Origin of the sequence: Agrobacterium sp. ST15.16.024 (assembly GCF_027956545.1) — a bacterium.
GTDB lineage: Bacteria > Pseudomonadota > Alphaproteobacteria > Rhizobiales > Rhizobiaceae > Agrobacterium > Agrobacterium cucumeris.
This window is the reverse complement of the sequence record NZ_JAQKGO010000061.1, coordinates 1-397: the sequence shown is the minus strand read 5'-3', so window position 1 is coordinate 397 and position 397 is coordinate 1. Positions and strand designations below refer to the sequence as shown.

Below are 397 nucleotides of genomic sequence, written 5' to 3'. Positions count from 1 at the left end.
GGGTTACCGTAAACACCGGGAACTGGTCTACTTCATTGTAGTAACCGGTGTGGTCGCCATACGGGCCTTCCGGCGCCATTTCACCGGCCTCAATGTAGCCTTCAAGTACAATTTCCGCGCTGGCCGGCACTTCAAGGTCATTGGAAACGCACTTAACCACTTCGGTCTTGGTGCCGCGCAGCAGGCCTGCGAAAGCATATTCCGACAGGGTATCGGGCACCGGCGTCACCGCGCCAAGAATGGTTGCCGGATCGGCGCCAAGCGCCACGGAAACCGGGAAGCGTTCGCCCGGACGCGCCGCGCACCACTCCGGGGAATCCAGCGCGCCGCCGCGATGAGACAGCCGGCGCATACGCTGTCCCTTACCCTCGTCTCCCCGCCCCAGAGACCGTACCCG

General features: G+C 63.2%; 1 protein-coding gene. It reads right to left on the bottom strand.

All coding sequences use genetic code 11. The features are described 5' to 3' along the window. Nucleotides 1-352 (bottom strand): UbiD family decarboxylase domain-containing protein (locus PL640_RS25635; RefSeq protein ID WP_333782058.1); only part of this gene is annotated, 352 nt, incomplete at its 3' end. Nucleotides 353-397 lie beyond the last annotated feature (45 nt).